The 23,316-nt window shown below is 28.9% G+C and carries 19 protein-coding genes; 2 read left to right on the top strand and 17 right to left on the bottom strand.

The features are described from left to right. Positions 1–5 precede the first annotated feature (5 nt). The 7 genes from yfmH to O0R46_RS03855 all read right to left on the bottom strand — a co-directional run bounded on the left by yfmH (position 6) and on the right by O0R46_RS03855 (position 7,803). Entirely contained in the window at positions 6–1,295 is a 1,290-nt protein-coding gene (gene yfmH, locus O0R46_RS03885; RefSeq protein ID WP_269312270.1) for an EF-P 5-aminopentanol modification-associated protein YfmH, read from the bottom strand. Between the two features lie 16 nt (positions 1,296–1,311). Next, positions 1,312–2,571, bottom strand: a complete 1,260-nt coding sequence (gene yfmF, locus O0R46_RS03880) for an EF-P 5-aminopentanol modification-associated protein YfmF (protein ID WP_269312269.1) — start codon at positions 2,569–2,571, stop codon at positions 1,312–1,314. A 17-nt stretch (positions 2,572–2,588) separates the two neighbouring features. Next, positions 2,589–3,044, bottom strand: coding sequence for a leucine-rich repeat domain-containing protein (locus O0R46_RS03875; RefSeq protein WP_269312268.1), 456 nt, complete (start codon positions 3,042–3,044; stop codon positions 2,589–2,591). Positions 3,045–3,251: 207 nt separating this feature from the next. Continuing rightward, entirely contained in the window at positions 3,252–4,349 is a 1,098-nt protein-coding gene (gene ychF / locus O0R46_RS03870) for a redox-regulated ATPase YchF (protein WP_269312267.1), read from the bottom strand. Between the two features lie 13 nt (positions 4,350–4,362). Continuing rightward, entirely contained in the window at positions 4,363–5,853 is a 1,491-nt protein-coding gene (locus tag O0R46_RS03865) for a UDP-N-acetylmuramoyl-L-alanyl-D-glutamate--2,6-diaminopimelate ligase (RefSeq protein WP_269312266.1), read from the bottom strand. Between the two features lie 13 nt (positions 5,854–5,866). Next, positions 5,867–6,571, bottom strand: a complete 705-nt coding sequence (gene cuyB / locus O0R46_RS03860) for a cysteate racemase (RefSeq protein ID WP_269312264.1) — start codon at positions 6,569–6,571, stop codon at positions 5,867–5,869. Positions 6,572–6,585: 14 nt separating this feature from the next. Further along, complete coding sequence (locus tag O0R46_RS03855) at positions 6,586–7,803, bottom strand: carboxylate--amine ligase (protein WP_269312263.1); 1,218 nt, start codon at positions 7,801–7,803, stop codon at positions 6,586–6,588. Positions 7,804–7,928: 125 nt separating this feature from the next. Between O0R46_RS03855 and O0R46_RS10250 the strand changes: the two genes are divergently transcribed. After that, the gene (locus tag O0R46_RS10250) at positions 7,929–7,973 is read left to right on the top strand and encodes a hypothetical protein (protein WP_479691742.1); all 45 of its coding nucleotides are present in this window, start codon (positions 7,929–7,931) and stop codon (positions 7,971–7,973) included. Between the two features lie 270 nt (positions 7,974–8,243). Here O0R46_RS10250 and nifJ read toward each other — a convergent pair whose 3' ends face one another. Together nifJ and O0R46_RS03840 are read right to left on the bottom strand one after the other, a co-directional pair. Beyond that, positions 8,244–11,774, bottom strand: coding sequence for a pyruvate:ferredoxin (flavodoxin) oxidoreductase (gene nifJ, locus O0R46_RS03845; RefSeq protein WP_269312261.1), 3,531 nt, complete (start codon positions 11,772–11,774; stop codon positions 8,244–8,246). A 449-nt stretch (positions 11,775–12,223) separates the two neighbouring features. Next, entirely contained in the window at positions 12,224–13,984 is a 1,761-nt protein-coding gene (locus O0R46_RS03840; RefSeq protein ID WP_269312260.1) for a GAF domain-containing SpoIIE family protein phosphatase, read from the bottom strand. Positions 13,985–14,199: 215 nt separating this feature from the next. Between O0R46_RS03840 and O0R46_RS03835 the strand changes: the two genes are divergently transcribed. Further along, the gene (locus O0R46_RS03835; RefSeq protein ID WP_269312259.1) at positions 14,200–14,664 is read left to right on the top strand and encodes a hypothetical protein; all 465 of its coding nucleotides are present in this window, start codon (positions 14,200–14,202) and stop codon (positions 14,662–14,664) included. A gap of 71 nt (positions 14,665–14,735) precedes the next feature. Here O0R46_RS03835 and O0R46_RS03830 read toward each other — a convergent pair whose 3' ends face one another. The 8 genes from O0R46_RS03830 to O0R46_RS03795 form a co-directional block, all read right to left on the bottom strand. Continuing rightward, positions 14,736–15,965 (bottom strand): BaiN/RdsA family NAD(P)/FAD-dependent oxidoreductase, encoded by a 1,230-nt coding sequence (locus O0R46_RS03830; RefSeq protein ID WP_269312258.1) that lies wholly within the window; start codon positions 15,963–15,965, stop codon positions 14,736–14,738. 8 nt (positions 15,966–15,973) lie between these two features. After that, positions 15,974–16,756, bottom strand: a complete 783-nt coding sequence (locus O0R46_RS03825; RefSeq protein WP_269312257.1) for an HAD-IIB family hydrolase — start codon at positions 16,754–16,756, stop codon at positions 15,974–15,976. A 62-nt stretch (positions 16,757–16,818) separates the two neighbouring features. Next, a complete protein-coding gene (gene asnA, locus O0R46_RS03820) occupies positions 16,819–17,823 on the bottom strand; it encodes an aspartate--ammonia ligase (RefSeq protein ID WP_269312256.1) in 1,005 nt (334 codons plus the stop codon). Between the two features lie 37 nt (positions 17,824–17,860). Then, positions 17,861–19,006, bottom strand: coding sequence for a DUF3798 domain-containing protein (locus O0R46_RS03815; RefSeq protein ID WP_269312255.1), 1,146 nt, complete (start codon positions 19,004–19,006; stop codon positions 17,861–17,863). 11 nt (positions 19,007–19,017) lie between these two features. Further along, positions 19,018–20,079 (bottom strand): DUF3798 domain-containing protein, encoded by a 1,062-nt coding sequence (locus tag O0R46_RS03810; RefSeq protein ID WP_269312254.1) that lies wholly within the window; start codon positions 20,077–20,079, stop codon positions 19,018–19,020. A 67-nt stretch (positions 20,080–20,146) separates the two neighbouring features. After that, complete coding sequence (galE, locus tag O0R46_RS03805) at positions 20,147–21,184, bottom strand: UDP-glucose 4-epimerase GalE (RefSeq protein ID WP_269312253.1); 1,038 nt, start codon at positions 21,182–21,184, stop codon at positions 20,147–20,149. 10 nt (positions 21,185–21,194) lie between these two features. Further along, a complete protein-coding gene (locus O0R46_RS03800; RefSeq protein WP_269312252.1) occupies positions 21,195–21,323 on the bottom strand; it encodes a hypothetical protein in 129 nt (42 codons plus the stop codon). A gap of 6 nt (positions 21,324–21,329) precedes the next feature. Beyond that, entirely contained in the window at positions 21,330–23,309 is a 1,980-nt protein-coding gene (locus O0R46_RS03795; protein WP_269312251.1) for a hypothetical protein, read from the bottom strand. Between the last annotated feature and the right edge of the window lie 7 nt (positions 23,310–23,316).

Here is a 23,316-nt window from a genome sequence, read left to right as displayed (position 1 = left end):
CCTCCTTATTTTTTTGGACTAACAATAGATATTACGCTTTTTTCTTTTAAAAAGAAATTATCTAGCCTATCTTCTATATCACTTAGCTCAATATTCTTTAATACTTGAAGATAATCCAGGAAGTTAATTCCTCTAAACATATATCTAAGGAAGTTATTTGCAATAAAGCTAATTGAATCAAAAGATTTTAAAAATCCACCGATCTTCTTTTTCTTATTAATCTCAAAATCACTCTTTTTTATTCCATTTCTTCTAAGTTCATCTATGTATTGATCTATTTTTTCTTTTACCAAATCTGGTTGATTTGAACTACCCGATGCCAAAGCATATGAATAATCTTTTTGTGATAAATAGCCTCCATAAATGCTACCGGTTATAAGACCTGAATCGTACAACTGGCTATGCAAATCTCCACTTTCAGAAAATATTATATCAAATAATATATCTGTTGATATTTCTTTTTTTAACCTATCAAGTGTTTTTTCACTATCTTTAGGATTATCTTTATAACCTATATAAAATAGTGGCATAGATACAGCAAATTTTTCCTCTATTCTATAAGTGTTTATTCCATCTTGTTCAGATGGCATAAATCTTTTTATTTCTTTTTCAAAATCTCTTTCCAAATTATTATTTTCTCTTACGCAATTAAATAATTCATCCTCATCTAAATCTCCAACCACAAACAACTTCATGTTTGCTGGATTATAAAATGTATTATAGCACTTGTATAATTCCTCTGGAGTAATTTTATTTATTGACTCTACACTACCAGCTATATCAATACTCGTATGATGTGAAGCATACATAGCTTTTAGACAATTCATATACACATTCCATTCAGGGTCATCTCTATACATATTAATTTCTTGGGCAATTATGCCTTTTTCTTTATTTACATTCTCTTCTGTATAATATGGTGTCTGCACATAGTTTATCAAATGTCTTAAAGACGGATAAAAATTTTCTGTCGCTGAAAATAAATATGCTGTCATGGTAAAAGAAGTGAATGCATTAGCACTCGCTCCAAATTTTGAAAATTCATCAAATGCATTACTTTCATCTGGTTGTTCAAACATTTTATGTTCCAAAAAGTGAGCAATCCCATCACTTACCCTTATTTTTTCTTTTTCATTAATAGGTATAAACTCTAAATCATTAGAACCAAAATCAACACCCAGTACAGCATACTTACTTTCAAAACCTCTTTTTGGCATAAAGTATAACTCTAGTCCATTTTCAAATGTATCATAGTACAAAATCTCATTTATTGTTTCATTAAATATTTTTTTCATGATTCACCTCCCAGTATTATTTTAAGAAATAAACTGTATCCTCTTCTAATTTTTTGACAGAATCTACAATGCTTTCTTTGTCTACTGATTCTATGAATCCTAAAATTTCGTCTAGACTTAAATTAGTCCCGCTAATATACTGATTAAATACAAATTCTGATTCACCAGATACAGAATCATATGAAGATTTTAAGGCATTTATAATGCTACTTTTTGCATTGTCTATTTCAATTTCTGATATATTACCTGTCTTTAAATCATCTACTTCTTTTCTAATAAGCTCTAATGCTCTATCATAGCTATCTATTTCTATACCAGAATTTATTAAAAGTATTCCCTTACACTTTTCAAGACTTGTAGAAGCATAATAGCACATACTTTCTTTTTCTCTTACATTATTAAAAAGCTTAGAGTGAGGTCCTCCTCCTAAAATACTGTTGGCTACTAATAAACTATAATATCTACAATAATCTTCATATGCTACATTATTTCTATAGCCTATTACTAATTTACCTTGTATATTTCCCATATCTTCTTTTATATACTTAATTTTTTCAATTTCCTTCTTATATTCTTCTCTCTTTATCTCTACAATATTACCTCTTTGGAATACAAATCTATCTTTGCATATTTGCTCAACTCTATTGCTATCAAAATCACCTTCAATAAAGATAAATATCTTTGACGTCTTTATAAATTCCAAATAAAATTCATACATTTCTTCTGAGCTAATATACTCTAAATCTTCAATATATCCTAAATGGTTCACTGAGTAATTTTCATTTTCACACATATTGTTTACACACTGAATATTAGCATAAGATCTCTTATCATTTATTAAAGATTCAATCTCAACTTTCAAATTTTCTTTTTCTAAATCTAGCTTCTTAGGATTTAACCCATTGTCTACAATCAATGGATTGCCAATCAAATCATAAATAAAGTCTATGCTATCCTCAAATACATTGCTATCCACATATTTATCTGCAATTGATAAAAACTTAAAATACATAAGTGACTTTTCACCATGTTTTGAAACACCAACATTCATAGTCATTCCATACAAATCATCCAATTTAATTGAAATATCCTTCATACTTGGATATTTTTCTGAACCTATAGATAGTAGATTTGATAAAAGAGATATTTTAGTCGCCTCTTCTTTTTTTATATTTCTTTCAAAGTAAATAGAAATTAAATTCGATTTAAACTTTTTGTTTTTAATCAATCCCAACATTACACCTTTGTCTAGATTAATCAAATTTATTTTCGTCATAATTAACCATCCTAACCTTATTTTTTTACAAATCTAATGTGACGTAATGGTAATTTGAATTCAATATTATTTCCCTTAATATTTATACTATCAATGTTAGCTATATCGTTTAAAGCTCTTACATCTTCAATATTATTATATGCTATATTTAATGACTCTAATCTTCTAAGAGGCTCTAATGGCCAAATATTAGAGACATTATTTTTATGAAAATCTAAGATTTCCAGCTTAGTACATTGACTTAGCGGCTCTAAATTTTCTATTTCATTATTTCCCATATATAAAAGTCTAAGATTTTTCGCATGCTCTATACCGTCTATAGACTTTATACCATAGCCATCCATATCTAATAAGTCAAATTTCTCCATCATTTCAGTATCAACTTCATCATAAGTAAAATTTTTATCAATTTTACTTACATAATTATCAATTATAGCTTTTTTGAAATTCTCACATTTAAATTCTATAAACATATTAATAACCCTCTCCAAATTTAGTAAATACTTTCAATTATTTTAAACTCTTATCTCTTATTATACCATAATTGACCTTAATAAAAAAATAAAAAGACATGGCAACTCTGATACACCTTTCAAAGTTAAAATTTTTTAGATAGGTACATTCAAAGCGAAATGTCTTTTAGTTTTTATTCTTGCTCAATTAATATTAATTTTTTATTATTAAACGTTGAATTTAAATAGGATAACATCTCCATCTTTAACAACGTATTCTTTACCTTCTAATCTTACAAGTCCTTTTTCTTTTGCTGCAGACATAGTTCTATGTTCTACTAAATCTTCATATGCTATTGTTTCAGCCTTAATAAATCCTCTTTCTATATCTGAATGTATCTTACCGCCTGCTTGAGGTGCCTTTGAACCTTTTTTTACTGTCCAAGCTCTAACTTCCTGAGGACCCGCCGTTAAGAAAGATATTAACCCTAACAAATGATATGATGATCTTATCAACTTATCCAAACCTGATTCAGATAGGCCAAGAGTCTCAAGAAATTCTATCTTCTCTTCATCAGTTTCAAGCTCAGAAATTTCTGCTTCTATTTGTGCACATATTACAACTACTTCTGAGTTTTCAGTTGCCGCAAATTCTCTTACAGCCTTAACCAGCTCATTATCAGATCCATCATTGGCTAAATCATCTTCACAAACATTAGCAACATATATAACTGGTTTAGAAGTTAAAAGATCAAGTGTATTTACAAATGCCCACTCCTCTTCATTTAAATCCATTGTTCTAATAGATTTTCCATCTTCCAATGTTTCCATCAACTTATTTAATATGTCTAATTCAGATTGCAGCTTTTTATCAGCTTTTAATGCCTTTATAGTTTTTGCTATTCTTCTTCCTAAAATATCCATATCAGAGAAAATTAATTCTAAGTTTATAGTTTCTATATCTCTTAGTGAGTTTATACTTCCATCAACATGTACAACATTTGAATCTTCAAAACATCTTACAACATGTACAATTGCATCCACTTCTCTTATATTTGAAAGGAATTTATTTCCTAAACCTTCTCCTTTTGATGCACCCTTTACTAATCCTGCAATATCGACAAACTCTATAGCTGTTTGAACAATTTTTTTAGATTCATATAATTCTTTTAAAACATCTAATCTCTTATCTGGTACGGATACCACACCTACATTTGGATCTATTGTACAGAATGGGTAATTTGCTGATTCAGCACCAGCCTGTGTTATTGCATTAAAAAGTGTACTTTTACCAACATTTGGTAATCCCACTATTCCTAATTTCATATTATTCCTCCGATTATTTATTTCTTTCTTCTAATACTTTCTTCGCAGCGTTGATAACTTCTGCTTTTTCATCATAAAAAACTCTTTGACCATTTATATATTGGTATTTTTCATGACCTTTTCCAGCAATAACTATCATGTCACCTTTTTGAGCCATTTTTAATGCCTCATATATAGCATTACCTCTATCTTCTATCTTCATTACTTTACACTTTGAATCGATAAATGATTCTGCTATATCATTTATTATCTGCATCGGATCTTCATCATCCGGATTATCTGTAGTTAATATAGAAACATCGCATAATTTAGCAGCGACATCGCCTAATTCTCTTCTCCTGATGGCAGTTCTACCACCAACAGATCCAAAAAGACAAATCATTCTATTAGGCTTATATTTTAATAATGTTTGCAATACATTTTCAAGGCTCATACCATTGTGAGCGTAGTCAACTACTACCGTTGCATATGGCAATACAGGTAATACTTCCACCCTTCCATCCACCTTAGCTTTACTTAAAGCTTCAAGCATAGCTTTTTTGTCTATATCAAAATACTTGCAAGTCGCTATTACAGCAAGTGCATTATAAATGCTAAATCTGCCTGGAGAACATATGTGAGTATTAGTAGCTTTTTTTCCTTTTTCTATAAAATCAAAATTTACGCCTAAGCTATCTTCGCCTCTTGTAAGAACAATATTTTCTGCTTTGAAGTCACTTTCTTTATCTATAGAAAAAGTCGAAATATCACAACTTGCATTTTCAATAATATATTGTGCATTCTCATCATCTATATTAATAATTCCATGCTTACATAATTTAAATAATTTAGCTTTTGAATCTCTATAATGTTCAAAACTTGGATGTTCCTTTGGCCCTATATGATCTGGTGATAAGTTTGTATATACGCCTATATCAAAACTAATATCATCAACTCTTTGCATCATTAACCCACCTGAACTAACTTCCATAGCTACACATTTCACACCAGCATCAACCATCTTCCTGATACTTTTTTCTATTTCATAGCTTTCAGGTGTAGTATTAACTGTTTTTTCTACTATATCATTATAAAAAACACCATTAGTTCCTATTACACCTGTATTTAATCCACATTCAGTGAGAACTGTCTTTATATAGTTTGTAATTGTTGTTTTTCCCTTTGTACCTGTTACACCTATTACCTTGATCTGACTAGTTGGATCAAGGAAGAAATTTTTTGACATCTTTGACAAAGTAGCTCTAGAATCTTCTACAATAAACTGTATACATTCTTTATCTAATTCTAAAGTCTTATTTAATACAAAAGCCCTACATCCATTTTCATAGGCATTTCTTACATAATCATGCCCATCCACTGTCTCACCTTTCACAGCCACAAATATAGTATTTTTTTTTGCTTTTCTAGAATCATAAACTATATCTTCTATTTCTATTATATCCAAATCATTATTAGTGACACCAACTCTATATTCTATGCCATCCATAATATTTGAGAGCTTCATTTTTCCACCTTCTTTATTTTATTTTCGCACCAGATTTTTCAATTGTAAGTTCTGCCAATACTTTTGAGGAATCTACATAAAAATCATCTGGCAGATTTTTATCTTTCTTGATTATTGATAATTCAGTGCAACCCAATATCACGCAATCGCATCCCTTTTTTAATAGACTATCTACTATTTTGTTGAATTTATACATATTGGCTGGTTTTCCTGCCTTTACATCTTCATAAATTATCTTCATCAATTCTTTTTGATTTTCTTCATCTGGTATAGAAAAATCTATACCTTTTTTCTTGCACATATTTTGATATAAAGAAGTTTTGATATTACCACTTGTGGCCATAATACCAATTTTCTCATGTCCATCGTTTATTGCTCTTTGTACCGTTTCTTCAATCATATTATATAAGTGAATATCTACACTATCATTTATCTTTTCGTAAAAATAGTGGGCAGTATTGCAAGTCAACACAAGAAAATCACAACCTGCTTTTTCCAATCTTTGAGCATCTTTTATTATAAATTCTAATGGATTATCATTTGAATCACCTAAAATATACGCCGTTCTATCAGGTGTACTAGCTCTATTAACTATTATCATATCTACATGTTCTTGGTCAGTTTTTGCCTCAGTCATCTCCACAACCATGTCATAAAAATATACTGTAGCCATGGGTCCTAAACCACCTAAAACACCTACTGTCTTATTTTCTTTCATAAATGCACCACTCTTTAATATTTTTTACAATATCTCTTAAATTTCTTCTTTTGATTTAGTCCAAATAAAAATATGTAAAGACTTCTTTTAAAATTTCCTTTCAAATCATAAGAATAACCATATCCTGATCCACTCTTACCATTAGCAACTAGTTCCTTACATCTCTTTACCAATTCTTTGTCTTTTACATAGTCATATACAACAGAATTAGGTATAACATGCCAGTAAAAATTGTCTTTTTGTATTTTTAAATCCATTTCCTTATTTAAAACTCTATCTTCTACTACATATTTTGCTATGTTATTTCCGGATGCTGTAACATAGTTATTACTTCTTCCCTGTCTTAGGTTGATTTCAAATACCTTAAATTTTCCATCTCTATCATCGTACTTAATATCAAAATTAGAAAAACCTACATAATTAATTTCTTCTAAAAAAGTTTTATACTTGTACATCAACTCCTCTTCGTATTCAGTTATTATTGCAGCATGATTCCCTATACCTTTTGGCGTATGCTCTTCTAGTAAAACATGTCCTAGACACATCATTTTAACCTTAGCATTCATATCTGAATAGCAAGTTAATACTCTCATATGATCATCTTCGCCAGGTATTAAATCCTGTATAATCATTGACTTTTCATATCCATGAGAATAAACATCTGTAATTATTTTATTAAATTCTTCTTCTGAATGAGCTATATAAGCCTTATTCATTCCTTCAAAAGGGTTCTGAAAGAAAGAGATACTATCTGACGCCTTTACGATAATTGGATAGTTAAAACCAAAATCTCTACATTCATCTCCTTTATTGTAGATATAAGTTTTTGGATAATCTAATCCATACTTTTCACAAACTTCATAAAATGATTCTTTTTCTACCAACTTATTTTTTAATTCTGAATCAATATATGGAGTAATAAACTTTTGGCTTAAAATTTCTCTATTATCTATAATTAATTCAGCATACTCATCTGTACATCCCATTAATATTAATTTGACATCTTCTGGATGTTTACTAGCTTCTTCCATTAAAATGTCTACAAATTTTGATTCATCTGTTATATGCTCATTTACTCTAAAATCAATAAATTTAGAATTTTTGGTAGCTCCAAGATAATATCTACCAAAGGCTATCGAAGTTACTCCATACTCTTCATGAAAAGCTCTAGCCACACTATAACAGTTTAAGTCTCCTCCACATAAAATAGGTTGTATTTTCATATTTTCCATATATCCACCTCTTATATCTTATTAAGAAACCATTATATCTATTATACTTTTAATAAAATATTCAAAAATAGACATAATTAGTCATTATATTTATTCCATAGTATCTATGATACAGTAAATTACCCATATTTGCAACTATAGGTCTCTTTTTTTATTCAACTCCCAGATAGCCTTTACATATTTCCTTTCTTTTAAATTAGGAAAAGCCCTAAGACTGAATATATCAACATAGGACACTTCAACTATCCAACCTATCAAAAAATATATTAGAAAATATGCTATGTATTTTACTATTTCTTGATTAATGTTCATTCCCATTATCTCCTCTTCTAGTGTTCCTTATACTATTATATAGCATAAAAAATCTTATATACACCACATAAAAAGACATCCACAATGTGGATGCCTTTATTTCAAAATATAAAGTTTATTTTGTAGGCCTATTTTTCTGCCAATTTTTTATATCCTTCATATCTTTCTTTTGCATTCTGTTCAGCCATAGCAAATAATTCTTCACTCTGTTCTGGGAACATCTTAGCAATTGAAGCGTATCTATTCTGTCCTAAGATAAACTCTCTGAATGATTCAGTTGGTTCCTTAGAATCTAATGAGAATGGATTCTTTCCTTCTGCCTTTAATTCTGGGTTATATCTGTATAAATGCCAGTATCCAGCCTTAACTGCATCTGCTTCATTTTCAACTGATTTACCCATACCCTTTTTAATTCCGTGGTTGATACATGGAGCATAAGCTATGATTAATGATGGTCCATTGTGCTTTTCAGCTTCAAGAACAGCCTTTAAGAAATGATTCTTATCAGCACCAATAGCTACCTGAGCAACATATACGTTTCCGTAAGTAGCAGCTATCATACCAAGATCTTTCTTCTTAGATCTCTTACCTGATGCAGCAAACTTAGCCATTGCAGCAGCAGGAGTAGCCTTAGAAGACTGACCACCTGTATTTGAATAAACTTCTGTATCAAATACCAATACATTTACATCTTCACCTGATGCAAGAACATGGTCTAATCCACCAAATCCGATATCATATGCCCAACCGTCTCCACCAAGAATCCAGTTTGATCTCTTGACGAAGTAGTCTTTTAAGTCAACTAACTGAGGAACTACATCTATAAACTTAGATTCAGAAGCATATTTATCAACTAACTTTGTAAAAGCTTCGCTTGTTTCAATAGTCTTATCTCCATTAAACATATTATCTAAGTAATTGTTTATAACTTCTTTATCAGCTTCTGGAGCTACTGCTAGTAATTCCTTAGCTAAATCTTTTACTCTATCTCTTAACTGAGATACAGCTAGATACATACCATATCCGTATTCAGCATTATCTTCGAATAATGAATTTGCCCAAGATGGACCCTTACCTTCATGGTTAACTGTGTAAGGAGTTGCTGGCGCAGATGCTCCCCAAATTGATGAACAACCTGTAGCATTAGCAACCATCATTCTTGGTCCAAATAACTGAGTAACCATCTTCATGTATGCAGTTTCACCACATCCAGCACAAGCACCTGAGAATTCAAGTAATGGCTGTCTGAACTGTGATCCCTTAATAGTTGTAGCTGGCATAGCATTTGGCTTAGCAGATACCTTAGAGAAGTCAGTTGCAAAGTACCAGTTTTCTTCCTGTACTTCTAACTGTTCTTCCATTGGCTTCATAACAAGAGCCTTAGTCTTAGCTGGACAAACATCAGCACAGTTACCACAACCTGTACAATCCATAGCTGAAACCTGAATTCTATACTGTAATCCTTCTAATCCCTTACCTACGGCAGACTTAGTATTGAAGTTTTCTGGAGCATTCTTAGCTTCTTCTTCTGTTAATAAGAATGGTCTTATAGCAGCATGAGGACATACTAGAGAACACTGGTTACACTGTATACAGTTTTCTATTTGCCATTCAGGAACATCAACAGCTATACATCTCTTTTCGTAAGCAGCAGTTCCTTGTGGGAAATGTCCATCTTCACGACCATTAAATGCAGATACTGGTAATGAGTTACCTTCAACAGCGTTCATTGGTCTCAATATATCTCTAATGAATGCTGGTTCTTTACTTTCAACTGTTTTTTCATCAGCAGCATCAGCCCAAGAAGCTGGTACATCTATCTTAACTAAAGCATCTATACCCTTTTCAACTGCTTCATAGTTCATATTAACTATCTTGTCACCCTTCTTACCGTATGACTTCTTAATTGAGTCCTTTAAGTATTTAACAGCATCTTCTACTGGTATTATATCAGCTAGTTTGAAGAATGCAGACTGACAAATCATATTTATTCTATTTCCTAATCCTATTTCCTTTGCTATATTAACTGCATCTAAAGTATAGAATTGAATATCATTTCTTGCTATATATCTCTTTAATTTAGCTGGTAAGTTAGCATCTAATTCTTCAGGAGTCCAAATAGTGTTAAGTACGAATACTCCACCCTTTCTTAATCCCTTGATTACATCATACTGATATACATATGATTGCTTGTGACATGCAATGTAATCAGCTTCATCTAATAAGTAGCTAGATTTGATTCTGTTATCACCAAATCTTAAGTGTGACATTGTAACACCACCAGACTTCTTAGAGTCATAGTCAAAATATGCCTGAACATACTTGTCAGTATTGTCACCTATAATCTTTATAGCCTGCTTATTAGCACCAACAGTACCATCTGATCCTAATCCCCAGAACTTACATCTTACTGTTCCTGGAGTAGCTATTCTTATTTCTTCTGGTATTTCTAATGAATGGTTAGTTACATCATCAACTATACCAACTACAAATCTATCTTTTGGCTTATCAGATACTAAGTTAGCAAATACTGCGTTTAAGTCAGTTGGTGTAACATCCTTTGATCCTAATCCATATCTACCACCAATTATAACTGGAGCATTTTCAGTTCCATAGAACATATCTTTAACTTCTAGATATAGTGGTTCTCCAGTTGCTCCTGGTTCCTTAGTTCTATCCATAACAACAATTCTTTCGACAGTCTTAGGCATTTTATCCATAAAATGCTTAACTGAGAAAGGTCTGTATAGATGTATATTGATAAGACCGTATTTTCCACCCTTAGCATTTAACATATCTACTACTTCTTCAGCAGCTTCTGTAACTGATCCCATAGCTACCATTACATATTTAGCATCTTCTGCTCCATAGTAATCAAATAGTTCATGCTTTCTGCCTGTTAATTCAGACATTTTATTCATATATTTTTCTACAATTCCTATCATATTATCATAGAATTTATTTGAAGCTTCTCTAGCCTGGAAGTATATATCAGGATTCTGAGCTGTACCTCTAGTTACAGGATGATTTGGAGATAACGAAGCATCTCTAAATGCCTGAACAGCTTCAAAGTTTAATAACTTAGCGTAGTCTTCATTTTCCATTAACTCAACCTTCTGAATTTCATGAGAAGTTCTGAATCCGTCAAAGAAATGGATGAATGGTAATCTACCTTCGATTGCTGCTAAATGAGCTACTGGAGCAATATCTGCAACTTCCTGAACTGAACCAGATGCTAATAAACAACATCCAGACATTCTAGCTGCCATAACGTCCTGATGATCACCAAATATTGAAAGTGCCTGAGATGCAAGAGCACGTGCTGAAACGTGGAATACACCTGGTAATAATTCACCAGCACACTTATACATATTAGGTAACATTAGTAATAGACCCTGAGATGCAGTGTATGTAGAAGTTAATGCACCACCTGCTAATGAACCGTGGAATGCACCTGCTGCACCACCTTCAGATTGCATTTCTACTACTTTAACAACCTGTCCAAATATATTCTTTCTTCCTTGAGAAGCCCATTCATCAACTACTTCTGCCATTGTTGATGAAGGAGTGATTGGATATATTGCTGCTACATCTGTAAACGCATATGATACGTGGGCAGCGGCAGTATTACCATCGACAGTTTTCAAAAATTTTGCCATTTATTAATTCCTCCTTAAGATAATAAAATCAAGTATTGTTTCTTGTATACAATATTAAATAAACTAAAAAACACAAAATTTTTTGCATATATAAAATATACTTGCAAAAATTTAGTAAATTAGTTTAATGTAAATAAGAAAATATCGGTTGAATCCCTCACTTTTAGTATTAATATCAACCGTATATTCCAATTATACTAAAGATAAATTAAAAATGCAATGTAATTGATAAATAAATTTTATTTATTATTTAACGTTTTTAACTAAATAAAAATGTATTAAATTTACACTCATTTTAATTCAATTTGTTCTTACGCTTTATTTTTAGATACAATAGTATTTTTAAATTTATAAAGTTTTTACAATAAAAAAAATGTATATTTGAATTTCTCTATTAAAACACAAATATACATTTTAATTTTATTTTTTAATTTTTATTTTATTTAATGTTATTTTATGAAAGTTACCAATATATCATCTCTACTTTCTACATCTTGACTAAACATATCAATTTCTTTTTTTATATTATTTATTATCTGATCTTTATCAAGATTGACATTTTCTTTTAAGAAATTTTTTAATCTCTCTGAACCATACTCCTCGTCTTTTTCATTCTTTAATTCTATTATTCCATCAGTAAATATACACATCATAGACATATCTGCCAAATTTAATTCATATTCAGTATATACTGTATCTTCCATTATTCCTACAGGTATTTCTCTATTGTCAAAATCGAACTCTACAATATTTTTATCTTTATCAAGTATTATAGGATAATAATGACCTGCATTTGCCATTTCTAGCTTCATATTCTTTTTATCTATAAATCCAACCAATACAGTAGCGAACGCTCCCATATGATCAAATTCCTCAAATAATCTACAATTAAGTTTTGTCAACAACTCTTGGGCTGAAAAAGTCTTATGAGTTAGTATATCAAATGCACCTTTTATCAACGCAACCATATAATTGGCAACTATACCATGTCCCATTACATCTGCAACTATAAATACAATTTTTTCACCTACATCTTTTGAATGATAAAAATCTCCACCTACATCATTTGATGGTGACACATGATAGAAAATCTCCTTGTCATTAAATCTTTTTATAGTTACATTCTCCATTATAAGCTGTTGCTGTCTTTTTAGCATTGTAAGCCCATTTTCAATTCCCTTATGTTTTTCAACATTTGATTCATTTTCAAAATTCTGCAAACTATTAGCCATTTGTTTAGCCATTATAGATATAGTGCTTTTATCATCATAATTGTAGACCTTGTTGCCTACACAAAGTATAATCATCATCGTGTCAGAATCAATAAATTGTTTATAATAAATACAATTATTTATTTTTTCTCCATTTATAAATTCAATATTTAAGTTATTCATAAATTCAGACATCTTGTGAGATGCGATTATAGGCTTCATCATTGAATTTAAATCATCTAATCTACTATATTTTTGGCATATGCTTAACTTTTGTCCAACAATATCTCCATTCTCAGATATTTTATATATATTTATCATAGAATATAAACTATCTGTGGTTTCTGAAAGAACTGCCGACATCTTCTTAAGATAGTAAAACATATCCTTTGAAGAATACAATCTTCTTGATGCTTTATTTATATTAGTTATTGAATTTCTAAGTTTTGTTATTAAGTCTTGTATACCCTTATTTTTATTAGTTATAGAAATTGAAAGTGCCATTAGAGATGCAACTTGTGATATAAAGTCTATAGAGTCACTATCTAATACATCATCTTGCATCAGATAACAAGTCATAAAGCCTACACACTTATCATTAATCACAAATGGGAATACAGCTCTTCCTACATATCCTTCATTTTCAGCCAATGACAATTCTACTACTGCTCTAGGATCTTTTCTTACATCCTCTACAATTATATTTTCTTTCTTTCTTACTGCCTCATGAATATACTCTGGGTACAAATCAAAATCTATCTTAGTTCCAAACTCCTCATTTTTAGGAAATATCTTAGGTATATAGAATAAGGTAGACGAACAGACTAAATGGGCATAATTGAATTTAGCATCATAAAACAAATTCACACATGCTTTTGTAGGTTGTACAGCTTCAAGCATATTACTTACTATTATGTCTTTTATTTCAAAAAAGTTATCAGATTCAGTCACAATTTTTGTGATTTCTACCAAGCTTTTCATTCTTTTAACATAACTCATACTCTACCTCTTTTCACACAACTTTACCTTAAAATTCCGATCTCATATTCTATGAAATCCCCCCTATTCTAATAATACTACATTTATTTTTCAATGTACACAATTTTTGTATAAATTAAGAAAATAAGTAACATATGTTTTAATTTATGTAAATATATGTTTTATGTATAGCAATTATCAAAGAAATGTTGTAGAATGAAATTAGAGGTGATCGGATGGAAATATTGCAATTAGATTTGAACACCCGTTATACAATATACGCTCAAACAAAAAAAGTTTTGAGAAAATATCAAAAAGGAATAGTATCAGGTAAACTAACTTCAGAACAATTTGTTATTAGCATGTTAAAAGATAAGACTATGATTTCTATATTAGATAATTTAAATATCGATAATAGCGAATTTAGAGAAACTTACAAATCGTATGTGGACACTTTAATAAGTATGCAAAATGACAGCTTATTAAAAAGTAAAGAAAATACTAATGCCTATATGAGAAAGGCTGAGTGCTCAAGCATTTTTAAATTAAATAAATTATTAAAATTAAGCGGATTCAATCTTACTATTCCTGATAAGTATTTAACTCAAAAAGATATCGAATGTATTGAGAAATATGTAAAAACAGGTGATATCGACTTGGGAAACGAAAAGATTTTTAATTATGTCACTAAGCAATTTTAGTGTACGTGGGAACTTACCAAAACTAGTACTTTGTAGAATAAAAGAAAGTTAATCAAAAGATTAACTTTCTTTTATTCTTCACTCGCATTTGTTCCTGCTAGATAAGCTGTAGAATATGCTATTTGAAGATTAAAACCACCTGTATATGCATGTACATCTATTATTTCACCTGCGAAATATAAATTGTTTACTTTTTTTGATTCCATTGTATGTGGATCAATGTCTTTTACATCTATTCCCCCTGAGGTTACGATAGCTTCATCAATTTTTCTGAAATCATCTATATTATATGTAAATGAACTTATAGCTTCAATTAATTTCTTTCTTTCCATTTTATTTATTTGGCTTATTGGCTTTTCTGAATTTATTCCTGTTCTCTCAACAATTGTATTTATCATTGATCTATGTAATAAACCTTTTAACCCTTCTTTAAAATTAGATTTTGAATATTTTTCAAAATCTCTTTGTATCCTCTTGTCCAATTTTTCTTTACTAAGAGCTGGTTTTAAATTTACTATTATCTTACAATTTTTTGGATTTTTAATATGACATGATGCCGATTTTATAGTGGGACCATCTATTCCATACTCCCTATATTCTAGTTCTCCAAAATCCGAATAGACTTTTCTATCATTTTCATATAAATCAATACTTATATTTTTCAAAATTAAACCAATCTGATTTTTTTCTATTTTTTCCTTTGTTTCAAGTCCTATCAAAGCTGGCTTTGGTTTAATAATACTATGACCAAGCTTTTTTGCAATTTCATATCCATCTCCTGTTGAACCAGTTTTAGGGTATGATCTTCCACCTGTTGCTAGTATTAATGAATCACATTGGATAGTAGATTTATCTTTTAATTTAATAGCTTTTATATTTTTATCACTATCTATTATTATTTCCTTTACACTTGAGTTGAATTTTATTTTAACCTTAAAGTCTTTTAACATATCTTCTAATACTTTTATAAAATCAATTGCTTTATCAGATCTTGGAAAAATTCTTTTACCTCTTTCCTCTTTATAATCCAATCCATATTTTTTAAATAATTCTAATGCATTATCATTTGTAAATGAATAAAATGAACTATACATAAAAGAATTATTTACACACATGTTATTAATAAAATCTTCTATATCACATGCATTAGTGATATTACACCTTCCTTTACCAGTAATTCTTAATTTTTTACCCAATCTATCATTTTTTTCTAATAAAATTACTTCATTGCCCTCTTTAGAAGCAAAATAAGCCGCCAATATTCCAGCAGGACCGCCTCCTACTACTATTATTCTTTTCATAACTTCTCCTATATCCACCCAAAATGTTTACATGCATACTCGATCCCATCATCATCAGCATCTTTAGTAACAAAATCTGCTATTTCTTTTAGTTTTGGGTGAGCGTTACCCATTGCTATACTAGTCCACTCTGGCCTGAACATTTTTATATCATTTGTATTATCACCAAATACAACTACATCCTCATCTTTAATATTTAATTTTTCCATTATCTTTCTTATGCCTTTTGACTTATCATCAGGCTCTATTATAATATAATCTGCTCCATATCTAGTATAAGGCGAATTTTTCAATGCATTTATTTTGTATTCTTCTGATTCAGGCAAATAAGCAAAAGCTTTATAAATTTTATCACTATCATTAATATTTAAGTTATCAACTATTTTAGTTTCCATATAGCCTTTTAATTTAATTATTTTGTTCATTGCATTTGGGAATCTTTCGTCCTTTGTATGCCAAAGCCTTTCATTTGCTAAGGATATTGCCCAAGGTATATCTTTTTCTTCAAACTCGTTAATAAGTTTCTTTACCATATCTTGTTCCAATGGAAGTATTTCAACCTTTCCATCTAATACTATACCATTACCTCCATCTGTAACTAAGTTTTCTATTCCTAGTTCTTCACAGAATTCAGTAGTCATAATGTGCATTCTGCCAGTAGCTAAACTTACAAAATGACCATTTTCTTTCAATTTTTTTAAGGTTTTAGCAGTTGATTCTGGTATTATACGAGGTACACCAACTGCTATCGTTCCATCTATATCAAAGAAAAAATATTTTTTCTTACCCATTTTCAATCCTCCTTTTATAAAAAAGAGCTGTTAGTTTAAATAACAGCCCCCTAAATTTAATATTATAATAGGTGAATACTAGCTTTTTTGCATTCTTCTATCATTCTTTTTGGCCAGATTCCAACTTGTACTTCTCCTATATGTGCTTTCCTTAAGAAAAACATACATATTCTAGATTGACCTATACCTCCACCTATTGTATATGGTAGATTGCCATCTAATAATTCTCTATGATAATCCAATGCCTTTCTATCTTCAGCTCCAGCAAGAATTAACTGTTCTTCCAATACATCTTCATCGACTCTAATACCCATTGATGAAAGTTCTATCACATCATCAAGTACTGGATTATAAAATAAAAAATCTCCATTTAAATTCCAATCGTCATAGTCTGGTGAACGACCGTCATGTTTTTCTCCAGATTCTAGAGATTTACCAATACCAGTTAAAAATACAGCTTTATGTCTTTTAACTATTTCTCTTTCTCTTTGCTTTGGAGTAAGATTTGGCCATTCATCTTCTAGTTCCTGACTAGTTATAAATACTATTTCTTCTGGTAGTAAAGGCTTTAAATTAGGATATTTTTCAACTACAAAATCATCTGTTTTCTTAAACACTTTATAAATCTTCTTTACAATCCACTCTAATTTTTCATTACTTCTATCAGATTTATTTATTCTATACTCCCAGTCCCACTGATCTACATAAAGTGAATGAACATTATCCAATTCTTCATCTTTTCTAATAGCATTCATATCGGCATATATACCTTGCCCAACTTCTATTCCATATTTTTTGATAGCTACTCTTTTCCATTTTGCTAAAGACTGGACTATTTCAGCCTTCTTATTTAAAAATGGGACATCAAATGAAACTGGTTTTTCTATGCCATTTAAATTGTCATTAGTTCCCGATTCTGGAAGTACAAATAAAGGTGAAGATACTCTAATTAAATTAAGTTCTTCACTTAGTGACGTTTGAAAAAAGTCTTTAAGCTCCTTTATAGCCTTTTGAGTCTCTAAAACTCCAAGTTCACATTTATAATCTTTTGGAATTATCATTACCATTTTAAAATCTCCTTTTATTTTTATTTGTTAATACCCCTTAATATACTATATTATCAAATTTAATTATATAATTATTTTTATATTTGTCATTTACTCTATCAATAGCTAATGAAAGGTTTGATCTTACATTTGCCACCTCTTCTAGATATTCTCTATTATAAGCAACCCTTAAAGGTTTTTGTTTTGTACTCATAGCTATGGAAAGCTCACTTGGATATCTTACTAAACAATACTCATTACTTGTCGGTCTTGCATAAACTTTAGAGTTTGTTTCATTATCCTTGTAAAAATTGCTAATTTTAGCATTTAAAATATTATAAGAATTAGTATGAATACTTAAATTCCTTATACCATATAAATCTACGGCTTCCTTTGTAATATTATAATTTGAAAAACCTGCTATGAAAAATTTTTCGTTTGTAACCATACTAAGCAATACTTCATTCATATTAGAATCACTAGGATATATTGCAATATTATTTGAATACTTATCTAGTAAATAATTGATTTTATATACAAGATTTGCCTGCATATCAACTTTATCATTAGCTGTGTCAATCTTAATATCTTCAAAAGGAAGTTCTATTTTTTTACAGTTTTCTTCTATCGCTTTTTTTATTGAACCATCATTATTACTATCTGAGGATAAATATATAAATCTATCAATTCCATAACTTTTTATGGTTTGAACACCATTTTTAAAATAATTATCATATGATACATTAAAATTTAAATCAAATGTTTTAGATAATACTTCTTCTTTATCTTCAATTCCGCTTGAAATAGTAAGTATATCTCTTCTCTTTTCCTTTATAGATCTTGCAATTTCTTTTACATCATATTTATTGTCTACAAATATTACTGACTTAATTTTATTATCATTTATTATCTTATTGAAGTTTTCCTTACCTATAGTATTGGAATCTATAATAATATTTTCAATATCGAATTTAATATCCTTATTCTCTTCCTTATATTTTTTTATTTCTTTTTCATAATCCTTAATATTATCATTTATATTTATATCATTCTTATCACTTATTAATACGATTTTAGAATAAATATCTGCTTTCGAATTTGCTACGCTCTCCTCTTTATCCTTGTCTTTTTTAGAGCAAGCACTCAATCCTAGGGAACATATAAGGACAAGTGAACAAAGTTTTTTAATTATTTTATTATGCAACTTATACCTCCTTAATATATTCTAGGCAATATTTTTATTGTCTTATTTATTGTTATAGAAGGATTAATTTTATAAATTTTAGACATATATCCATATTCTTCTTGAAGTCTATTTGATAAATTTATATTTGAAAAAGATTCTTCTAATTCAAATCTATTCTTATACATATATTGATGAGACTTAATTACTAATCCAATCAATATATTGCTTTTTCCTTCAGGTATCAACCCTAGTCTATCTTTTAGTCCCATAGATTCAATCTTTTTTTGTAAATCATTTGAATATGATTTTGAATTATTTAATTCATATGATTTTTCCAAATTAAATTTTTTAGACAAAAGTAGCCCATCATTATTAGAGTTTAAATTAGGCACTATATACTTATATCTAATAGCATTATCGAATACAAGTTCAGATAATTCAGGACTTGCAGGAAATACAGCTAATTCTTTTCCTTTAGAAAAAATATTATTTATATTTTCATTAATTTTTCCATTCATAGCATTAGATTCAATTTTAGCATTTGTAAATTTCATACCATTTAATTTACAAAAATTTTCTACTTCTTCAATATCTTCATATTCAAATGGTCGAGGTGAATTATTAAGAGAAAGATACAAAAACTCCTTCGCCCCCATAGATTTTGCGAACTTTGCCGCATTAAGACCACCTGTATTTTCTTGTGATGATAGTGATATTTCAACACTTTTATTTTTTTTAGATGATAAATTTTTATTATTATCTAATTCTGGAAGGTCAATTGCTACTGTAACTAATCCAGGAATTTTTTCTTTTATTTTTTCAAATGCCTTTAAGAGTCCCGGTGAATTTGAACTAATTATCAATACTCTTACATTTTTATCCACATTGTTAACAATCTTATCTACATCATCATTTCCATATTTATCTTTTTTTTCTAGATAATTTATAGCGACTTCTTTATCCTTAATAATTCTATTATCCAATATACTATCCTTTGGCATATATACTGTGTATTTTGCTTTTTTGCTTATTTGAGTATTCTTATTATCTTTATTACTAAATTTAGAACATGCCGTATTTGTAAAACACATAATAAATACTAGAAATAAATACAGCAATTTTTTATACATAAATTTATTCCTTTCGTTCTACTATATATTATATATTATACCCATTAGGATTTTTACTTTGCCAATTCCAAGAATCTCTACACATATCATCCAAACTGTATTCAACCTGCCAATTTAATATATCTTTAGCCTTACTAGGATCTGCATAAATAATGGCTGCATCCCCTGGTCTTCTATCTACTATTTTATATTCTATTTGCTTGCCATACGCTCTTGAAAAGGCGTGAATCAATTCTAATACACTAAAGCCTTTGCCAGCACCTAAATTAAAATACTCTATTCCTATCCTATTATTCAATAATCTTTCAAGGGCCTTTACATGACCCTTTGCAAGGTCAACTACATGTATATAATCCCTTACACCTGTACCATCTATAGTATCATAATCATTACCAAATATATTTAAATATGGCAATTCTCCTATAGCAACTTTTGTAATATATGGCATTACATTTGCAGGAATACCTATAGCCTCTTCTCCAATTTTTCCTGACTCATGAGCACCTATTGGATTAAAATATCTGAGTACTATACAGTTAAAATCTGGATCTGATATTGAACAATCTTGTAGAATTTGTTCTCCCATTAACTTAGTGCTCCCATATGGATTAGTAGTAGAAGTTGGATGATTTTCATTTATTGGAAGTTCATCTGCTTTTACCTCTCCATAAACTGTTGCAGATGATGAAAATACAAAGTTATTTACTGAGTATTTTTTCATTAGTAACAACATATTCATTTGTGATATCAAATTATTATTGTAATATTTCAATGGATTTTTTACTGAATCTCCAACAGCTTTATATGCAGCCAAATCTATTACAGCATCAATTTTATTTTCTTTAAACACCTTTTCAAGCTCGTTAGATCTAGTGTCAATTTCATAAAACTTTACATCTTTACCAGTTATATCCTTTATCCTATCTAATACTTTGGGATTAGAATTTGAAAAATTATCCACAACTATTACCTTATATTTATTATCTCTATTCAATAATTCAACACATATATGACTTCCTATATATCCAGCACCTCCTGCTAAAAGTATGCTTTTAGTGTCTCTCATAATATTCTCCTTAATTCTCTTCTATTTCATTTTCCTCTAATAACATATCTAAGTCAACTTCTTTATAAATAACGCTTTTCGGTCTTTCTTCAAAATCACAAAATTTATAATCTTTATTTAATATATCATTTACTAACATATTTGCCTACTTTCTATAACCACCTGAAAAATAATATTCACTTTCTAATTTCATATTAGAGAATTTCATCAATGAATATAAATCATCAATAATTTTTTTTCTTATTATGCTATCTTTTGTCTCAGTAGAAAATTGCTTGTATACATAGTTTATTCTCAATCTCTCTAGCAACTCTTTTTTAAGTTCTAAACCATCTATATCGGAATAATTTTTATATAAGTCTCTATAGCTTATAAATACTTGTCTTAAAATTCTTCCTATATAATGAGGTAGCATATCATAATAAAAATGCTCTAATTTATTTGCAATTGTATCTATTTCATCAAATATTATCTTTTCATTATCATCTTCATATGTTTTTAATAAACCTTGATTGGCAGTAAACACACCTATAAAGTTTCTTGAATTTGCTATAATATTTACCATCTGTGTTAAATCAAGACCTATATCATTCCTAATATCAAAAAAAGTTCTTTCTAACTCATTTATCAAATTAAGATCCGGATCCTTACCTATTGATTTAAAATAATTTATCTCATTTTTTCTCAAAACCTCTGATAAATAAATAGTTGTCTTATCCAACTCAACTAATTCATTATTTACTCTCTTATATATTGAATTTAATAATTCAACCTTTTTATGATCGTCAAAGACCCGAAAATCTGTTCCTATAATATTGGACATCATTAGATATATATCTGAGAAATAATTAAAAATAACCATATCGGCTACTGACTTAGTCCAATTTTCATATATATCTTCCAAACTTGCATCATTTAATATCGTATTATGATAATGCTCAAACGATTGAATCAATATTGTTTCAGCAAAAGCTTTTTTCACATAGAATTTAACTAATTTATCTGAATATATAACTTCTATCAAAAAATAATCTAAATGACATAATAGTTTAGAATGATAAATTTTAATATCAGAAATAGTATTTTTATCTATAGAAAGTAATTTAACGCCATCTATACTTGAAATATTTAACTCTTCGTCTTTTGATTCAATAAATATTGGATTTTGCTTAAGAGTAAAAGCCAACTTTTTCTCATTTATGTTTTTAAGTAAACTAAATTTCAAATTGTCTGCTTGATCGGAATCAATATTAAGGCTAATAAAATTTTTACCATCAAATATAAGGTATTTTTTTTCATTTAACATAATTTTAGACAAGCTATTTTTATTCATTTCCCAAATACTAGATTTACTTTCTTTATCAAAAATCAGATATTTATCACCCTTTAAGAATATATATACTTTTTTAGATTTATATCTTTTAGATTCAATTTTAGCGTCTATTTCAGTATATACAAGTACATCATAATATAATTCATTTAAAATTTTCTTATTGTTATTAGTTTTACTAGCTATTTGTCTCTTAAAATCTGAATCAAAAGCTCCTATAACATCTATCTTTTTAACTATATTTTTATTATTTTTAAAGCAGAAAAATCCTCCTAATTTCATTAAATTTCTATTGAAATTAAAATCGCTTATCTCTGTATATTCCACTTCAAATTTATTATCATCATTAAATAAATTTAATATTCTATCCTTTAATTCTATATAACCTACATAGTAATCTTCACCATCTAAAATAAAAAGACTCTTACCTTCGTTAAATATAAAAATAAATTCATCTATATTGTCTTTTATTTGAATAAATTCCTCAATATCCAAAACAATAATCAAATTAAGATTTATATTAAAAACTCTACCGTTATCATGTATTTCAAATGGCATATTTGAACTCACTACATTGACATTATTTTCATCTAATTCAGAATATAATTTTTTTCTATGTTCTTCATAATTGTACATAATAAAGTATGAAACTTCATCTAAAGAATCAACCTTGGAAACATAAATGTTTCCAAGGTTTGTAAATTGTAAGCACATATTTTCTAAATTGAATTGTTCTAATCCAATCAAATTATATCCAGACTCCATTTCGAAAATTATCTTTTCATTTTCTTTCAACAAGGTA

The organism is Peptostreptococcus equinus, assembly GCF_027125355.1.
Classification (GTDB): domain Bacteria; phylum Bacillota; class Clostridia; order Peptostreptococcales; family Peptostreptococcaceae; genus Peptostreptococcus; species Peptostreptococcus equinus.
Note: the sequence above shows the minus strand (reverse complement) of the source record. Positions and strands in the feature narration are given on the sequence as shown.